The organism is Methanothermobacter sp. K4 (assembly GCF_022014235.1).
Taxonomy (GTDB): domain Archaea; phylum Methanobacteriota; class Methanobacteria; order Methanobacteriales; family Methanothermobacteraceae; genus Methanothermobacter.
Map to the genome: position 1 here is coordinate 298,982 of NZ_JAKLTD010000003.1, position 6,586 is coordinate 305,567.

Genomic DNA, 6,586 nt, shown 5'->3' on the forward strand with positions numbered 1-6,586 from the left:
GGGTATTCAACTGGAGAATATTCGTGGAGTTGTAACCTTGAGGGATAATACGGTGACTGGTAGTCCTGACTGGGGTTTATGGTTCAGTGGGGCCGGTAACCCCACAGTAACAATCCAGAACAACACATTGACCTCCAGCAGCAGAGGCATGTACCTGCAGGGCGTAACAGGATCCGAATTCATCAACAACACCATCACCAGTACCACGGGTCCTGATCTCCAGGCTGACCCAGCCATATCAAACACCTTCACACGCCTCAGGGTGGGCCTACTCTACCCCACACTCCTGAGCTTCAGGTACACAGCTGGAATCATACTGAGGGGAGTTGAATCACCACCAGCAGACCCATCAGGCTGGGTTAACATCACGAAATATGTGGACATATCCTCAGCAGGAGCAACAATCCTGGACTACCTCCGCTTCCACTACACACCAGGTGACGTCGCAGGTAAAAATGAAACAGGGCTCCGGGTATTCCACCACACCACTGGAACCTGGAACCAGCTTCCAGAGACCGGCGTGAACACCACTGAGAGGTACGTATACGCAGATAACATCGACACCTTCAGCATCTTCGCACCCCTCACAGAGAAGTACACCACCACCACAACCCTCCAGGAGGCGGAAGCAGTGGCCGGGGAGACAGCGGAACTCGTGGCAACACTCACATCACCAGTAGGACCGGTTGAGGGAAGGGAGATCAGGTTCTACCTTGATGGCATACTCCTGGGATCAGCCCTCACAGATAACACAGGAACAGCCAGGTTCACCACCACTGCAGGGGCACCCGGTACATACTCCACCAGGGCTGAATTCCCAGGTGATGAAACCCACCTACCATCAGAGGACACATCCACCCTCCGAGTACTTAAACCCGCCAGCTTCAACCTTGATAACCTGAGAGTGACACCAGATACAGGTGTGGCACCCCTACGTGTAAACGTCACGGTGAATGTCACCAATACAGGGGAGGTTGCAGGTGTGTGCAGGGTTAACCTCACAGTTGATGGGGTGGTTGTAACCTTCAGGGATATCACCATTAACCCTGCATCATCCGTTGAGGTGAGCTTCCTCAGGGACCTCACTGATCCAGGTGTCTGCATGGTGGGTGTGGATGGTCTTGTGCCTGTGGCTGTCACTGTCCTCAAACCGGCAACCTTCCAGCTAAGTAACCTCAGTGTTTCACCGGTATCAGGATCCGCACCACTTGGGATCACCGTGACAGTGAGGGTCATGAACACAGGGGACGTGGCAGGCTCATACACAGCGGATCTCATGGTGAACGGCATAAAGGTCGATTCAAGGACAGTGACACTCAATGGTGGTGAATCAACCACATTAACATATACGAGAACACTCAGCGCAGGGACGTACAGGGTCACCGTTGACGGCCTCCCAGCCACCACCGTAACGGTAACATCCAGCGGTTTAACCGTTGACCAGGTGGTCAGGGCAGCAGAATACATCGCATGGTACTATGGCAAATACAGGAGGCTACCAGATACGGTTAGAATGGGTGGCAGGAAGTACTCCCCACCAGCCTTCCTTGACCTCCTCGTGAGGACATCCATCAACCTTGCTGCTGGCAGCAGGAAACCTGTCACACCCAGAACCGTGGGCTACCCCACCGCATCTGAGGGTGTCTATATGCCAGGTAAACTGTACATGAGCGCATACCTGAGGTACGCTGTAAACATAAGGGACTTCATAACCAGGAATAGGAGGGCCCCAAATTATGCGGTGACCTCCCGTGGAAGGGTCCCCTACTCCAGGCTTGTCTTCATGTACAGCAGGATACTTGGATTCTATGGTGCAAACGGAAGGTTACCACAGTACGTGGTAATCTGAAAACATTTTTTTTAATTTGGATAAAAATTAGGGATATTCTGGAGGTTCTTCGGCTCCTTTTAAAAATTGGGTGTATATTCTGTTCTGTGCTGTTAATCCATAGTCAGTTCGTGTGAGTGGGTTTTTGACTCCATGACAGGTTCTTCGTCTTCAACCCTCCAGGGCGGGGATACGATGCATAGGAATGAGAGGTCCTCCTCACCCCTATTCTCGATGTACTGCACACAGCCAGGCGGGATATAGATGGCATCGCCCTCACTTACTTTCATTGACTCATGGTCTATGTGCATGATCCCTTCACCCTGAAGGATATAGTAGACCTCGACGGACTCCCTCAGGCGGTGGGGCAGTGAGGCCTCACCTGCTTTGAGGAGGGCATGGGCGAGGCTGAAGTTCATCCTCACAGGGTCATTCCTGGGGTGGAGGATTTCAGAGAGCAGGGTACCATCAAGGACCCTGCCATAGTCGCAGTCATCAGCGTTCTTAATAATCAGGTACACCATCCCCAATCGGATTAAAAGTTACATGAAGTCCTTTTTAATTCTTTTGACATCCTGTGGCGTTAAAATCACATGTAGAAGTCCTTTTTAATTCTTTTGGCTTCCTGTGGCTTTCCCTGGGGGTAGTATATGTAGTCTGCTTTGAGGATGATACGCCCACCCTCAGGTTTCAGGGTGAAGTTACCGCCGAAGAAGGTCTCAACACCATTTATCCTGAAGTCGCCCCTGAAGTTTGTTCCGTCGTTCATGAAACTCCCACCACCATTCCAGGCGGCGCAGGTCATATTGTAGTGCCCCCTGAGGGGTGTTCTGAACATGGCAGACTTCAGGTCACCCCTCATTAGTGATATGAGGGTATCCCAGGTGACGTCGATGTGGTCTATGTGGCCCACCCCACTCAGGCCGCTCTCATTGTAGCATATCCTTGTGCCGTTAACCTCATGGGTGTCAAGGTTCTCAGCACCAGGGAGCACTATCTGGAACCTGAAGTCCCTCCCCCTACCATTTATTGAGTAGTAGCCCCCGAGGGAGCCCTCACCCGGATTATTTGCCGGGATTGATGTGTATGAGGTGTAACTGTAGGGTATCTGTGCAAATAATGCCTCATCGAAGACCTCAACCACGAGTACCGTAAAGATTATGAGTCCAGCTATAACCCCTGCAATTATCAGAATCCTCCTGTCCATGGTGAACCCCCATCAGTATTCAACAATCTCCATCCTCCTCACGGGTCTTCCATCACCCCAGCTGCCCATTCCAAGGAGTCTACCGGTATCGGCATCCGCAAGGGTTTTATTTTCACGTGCAAGTTCCATCATCATATCCAGGACCTTCCAGTAGCCACTGTAGTCCAGGTTATCCACCAGTACCCCGAATTCATCTGAAACTGCAAGGGGTGAGATGTGGTCAGCCACCAGGTTGCGGTCTGAGCGCACAAGGAGGAACAGCTTCCTGTCCCCGGGTATCTGGGGTGTGGACCTCATTATCCTGTAGGAGTCCGCTGTCCCTGTTATATTATCCCTGTCGCCGGCCATAACCACAAGGAGCGTGTCCTGCGGTATACCCCTGAGGTTCTCGAATTTCCTGCCCCCCTCAGAGTCCCCTGTCTGCAGAGCCAGGATACCATCAGGGTCAGGTATATCCTGGCGGGATGCCAGGTTGAGGGCTATTATACCCCCAGCGGAGTGGCCTGCAAGGAAGAATTCACCGTTCCACTCACCCCCCACTCTCCTGAGGGCCTCCTTAACCGCGGATGCGGCATTATCGGTGAAGGCATCTGATGTTGTATCGAGAAGGTTCTGGTAGCGTGGATAGATTACGATGTTCCCCTCCCTCACAAGGTGCCTCATCCAGGCCATGTAGAAGATGGGCTCCGTGGCGGCCCAGCCATGGATGAACACCACAACAGGGTAACTCCCTGGTTTTGATGGTTTGAAGATCCAGTACCTCTGGCTCCCCTCACCGTGGCTCTCAGTTATCATCCCGTAACCTGGTTCATCCGAGACCCCGGTGTTGAGGGCTGTGCTTGGGGGGACCGTGAGGATCACAAGGAGGAGGACACCAGACCATATTTTCATGGATTTCACCAGTTGACCTTATGTCACTCATTGATTAAATAACATGAGTCCCATTCACAGGGTGTCCTTCTCTTCCCATGATAATTTCTCATGGACCGGACCTCAAGCCGCGTCTGACCTTAAAACTTTCCAGTTGGTTTATCAGACCTCATAGGATCCTTCCATCATCCAGGCACACCCATGCACCGCATGATGGGCATATCAGGTGGTAGAACCGTTCCCGATGGCTTCCATAAAGTTCGGATGATACATTGGCCCTGCAGAGGGGGCAGAGTAAACGCTTCATACACCCCAACCTCATAATAATATTTAAAAACTTATTAAATTAATCTGTCGGTGGGTGTTAATAAATACTCCCCTCAATTAATAATCCGTTTCGAAGATTTTATTAATAATGTGGGAGATAATATTCTTGGGTTGAATATGGAGTGGTCTGATTCTGTTCTTTTTGCAAGGAGAATCTCAGTTTCTGCTTCAGCCACCGTAATAGTGATATCCTCCCTCATACTTGGAGGATGGGCAACCGGTAACCAGCACCTCATGGGCACTGTCCTGGGATCCCCACCCACCCAGCCGGTAACAGCGGCCCTCTTCATACCCCTCGCAGCTTCCCTCATAGCCCTCTCAAGGGGTTTCAGGCTTCCGGCGATACTTACAGGGACCTTCCTCATGGTCTTCTACATCCTGACACTTTCTGGTTACATTCAGGGCGCTGAATATGGGTATAACTCAAGGATAATAACAGTGGCTCTCTTCCTTATATACGCGGTGGTCCTGCTATTATTCTCAGCATCAAGGTTCAGCGCGGCCCAGATAATCACCTTCCCGGCGGGTGTGATCTCCTACTGCGTCCTTGTGGGCTACGCGGCGGGTCTCGGTGTCTATGGAGAGTACTTCCTCATGGCACTCTACACTGCGGTGCTCCACATACTCATAGCAGTCTCCATACTTTCACTATACCCTGAAAGGGGGGTTATGGCGCCCATCCATGAATCATTTGTTGGCGGCCACATAGTCAGGCTCATACTACCCATGATGATAGCCAGCATAACCGTCCTGGGCCTTGTAACGCTTAAGATAAGAGATTATGTGTTCCCGGGCTTCGGTGAGGTCTTCCTCATGGGCATGACAGCATCCCTCATAATAATCTCCGTCATAATAGCCGCGGCGGAACTCAACAGGATTGATATGAAGAGGGAAACCTACAGGAGGGACCTCAGGAGGACCCAGCGCTTCTTCAGGGATGTCCTTGAGAACCTGGCAGAGGCGGTTGCAGTGGTGGATGCAGAGGGGAATACCATATACCAGAACGAGGCAATGAAGAGGCTTGGTGATGTGGAGCTTCCTGAGTACAGCGGCGAAAGGAGGCCGGTGATCATTGACAGGGTGGAAATCAGGGGGAGGCACTACACAGGCTGGATGGTCCCGAGGTTTCAGGGCGGTGAATATGCTGGGTTTATAGTCTCACTTACAGACATAACCGACCTCATACTGGCCAAGAGGTCCCTTGAGGATACACTCATGGAGAGGGATGCACTCCTAAGTGAGGTGCACCACAGGGTCAAGAACAACCTCCAGATCATAATAAGCCTCCTGAACATCCAGGCCATGAATGCAGATGAGGATACCCGCCAGGTCCTCCTCGATGCCCAGAGCAGGGTGAGGGCAATGGCAATCATACATGAGACCCTCTATGACAGCGGTGATTTCTCAGGTGTTCTCATGACTTCATTCATAACGAGGTTGATTGAGAGGCTGATAAGCGCCCACTCAGTTTATGGTGTGGACTTTGAGGTGGATGCTGATGTGAGGCTGAACCTGGAGACCGCAATACCACTGGGTCTATTCATCAATGAGGCCGTCACCAACTCCATAAGGCACGCCTTCCCTGATGGGAGGGGCATGATCCGTGTAGGGGTGGAGCCGGGTGATTTGATGCACCTCACAGTTGAGGATGATGGCCGGGGTATTGGTGAGGTCCCTGAGGGTACAGTGGGTTTATCCCTTATGAGGGCCCTTGCCGATCAGCTTGAGGGTGAATTTGAGATAATCTCTGATGATGGTACAACTGTATCCCTGAGGTTCAGGGAACTTGAATATGTTCGTAGAATCTAGCTTTGAGGTAGGAACTGTTGGTAGAGATAATGTAGCTGATAAAAAAAAGTTAAAAAATTGGTTCTTTAGAATGGTAGTCCTGCATAGTAGCCCTTTATGGTTGCAGTCTTCCAGTTTTTTATGACTCCAAGGGAGTTCATGTTGCTTGATGCGTCGGCGTTTACCCACTTTCCGTTCACGTATAACTGGGCCCAGACATGGCCGTAGGTGTTACCTGAGAGGAATGTGCACTTGGCATGGACATATCTGGCCTGTATACCCGCAGCCCTTGAGAGGGCCACAAGGAGGTGTGTTATGTCCACGCAGTTCCCGGTTCTGGTTTTCAGCGTGCCGGTGGCACCGTACCTTGTGTTGTAGTAGAAGCTGTAGTCTATATGGTCACGCACCCAGTTGAATATGGCTGTTGCCTTCTGGAGTGTCGTTGAGAGGCCCTTTGTGATGCTCGCTGCAAGGGACCTTATCTCCGGGTTGTAAACAGGACAGTTGGCTGATGATGCAAGGTACTTTCCCCTGAAGATTGAGCTGTCGATGGCTACATTGTCGGG

Annotated in this window: 7 protein-coding genes; 2 read left to right on the forward strand and 5 right to left on the reverse strand. The window is 51.4% G+C overall.

Annotation, left to right across the window (positions count from 1 at the left end; all coding sequences use genetic code 11):
• Nucleotides 1–1,849, forward strand: a 1,849-nt coding sequence (locus tag L5462_RS08385) for an Ig-like domain repeat protein (RefSeq protein ID WP_237780313.1), incomplete at its 5' end; no start/stop codon positions are given.
• Nucleotides 1,850–1,941: 92 nt separating this feature from the next.
• Here the strand turns inward: L5462_RS08385 and L5462_RS08390 are convergent.
• The 4 genes from L5462_RS08390 to L5462_RS08405 form a co-directional block, all read right to left on the reverse strand.
• Nucleotides 1,942–2,349, reverse strand: a complete 408-nt coding sequence (locus L5462_RS08390) for a cupin domain-containing protein (protein ID WP_237780314.1) — start codon at nucleotides 2,347–2,349, stop codon at nucleotides 1,942–1,944.
• Nucleotides 2,350–2,417: 68 nt separating this feature from the next.
• On the reverse strand, nucleotides 2,418–3,035 hold the full coding sequence (locus L5462_RS08395; RefSeq protein ID WP_237780315.1) for a hypothetical protein: 618 nt from the start codon (nucleotides 3,033–3,035) through the stop codon (nucleotides 2,418–2,420).
• Nucleotides 3,036–3,047: 12 nt separating this feature from the next.
• Nucleotides 3,048–3,926 carry an alpha/beta fold hydrolase gene (locus tag L5462_RS08400; protein ID WP_237780316.1) on the reverse strand — a complete coding sequence of 293 codons (879 nt, stop codon included), beginning with the start codon at nucleotides 3,924–3,926 and terminating at the stop codon, nucleotides 3,048–3,050.
• A 148-nt stretch (nucleotides 3,927–4,074) separates the two neighbouring features.
• On the reverse strand, nucleotides 4,075–4,212 hold the full coding sequence (locus L5462_RS08405; RefSeq protein ID WP_237780317.1) for a hypothetical protein: 138 nt from the start codon (nucleotides 4,210–4,212) through the stop codon (nucleotides 4,075–4,077).
• A 137-nt stretch (nucleotides 4,213–4,349) separates the two neighbouring features.
• On the opposite strand from L5462_RS08405, the gene L5462_RS08410 reads away from it, so the two are divergent.
• A complete protein-coding gene (locus L5462_RS08410) occupies nucleotides 4,350–6,041 on the forward strand; it encodes a sensor histidine kinase (RefSeq protein ID WP_237780336.1) in 1,692 nt (563 codons plus the stop codon).
• A gap of 65 nt (nucleotides 6,042–6,106) precedes the next feature.
• Here the strand turns inward: L5462_RS08410 and L5462_RS08415 are convergent.
• On the reverse strand, nucleotides 6,107–6,586 hold a 480-nt coding region (locus tag L5462_RS08415), incomplete at its 5' end, for a transglutaminase family protein (protein ID WP_237780318.1).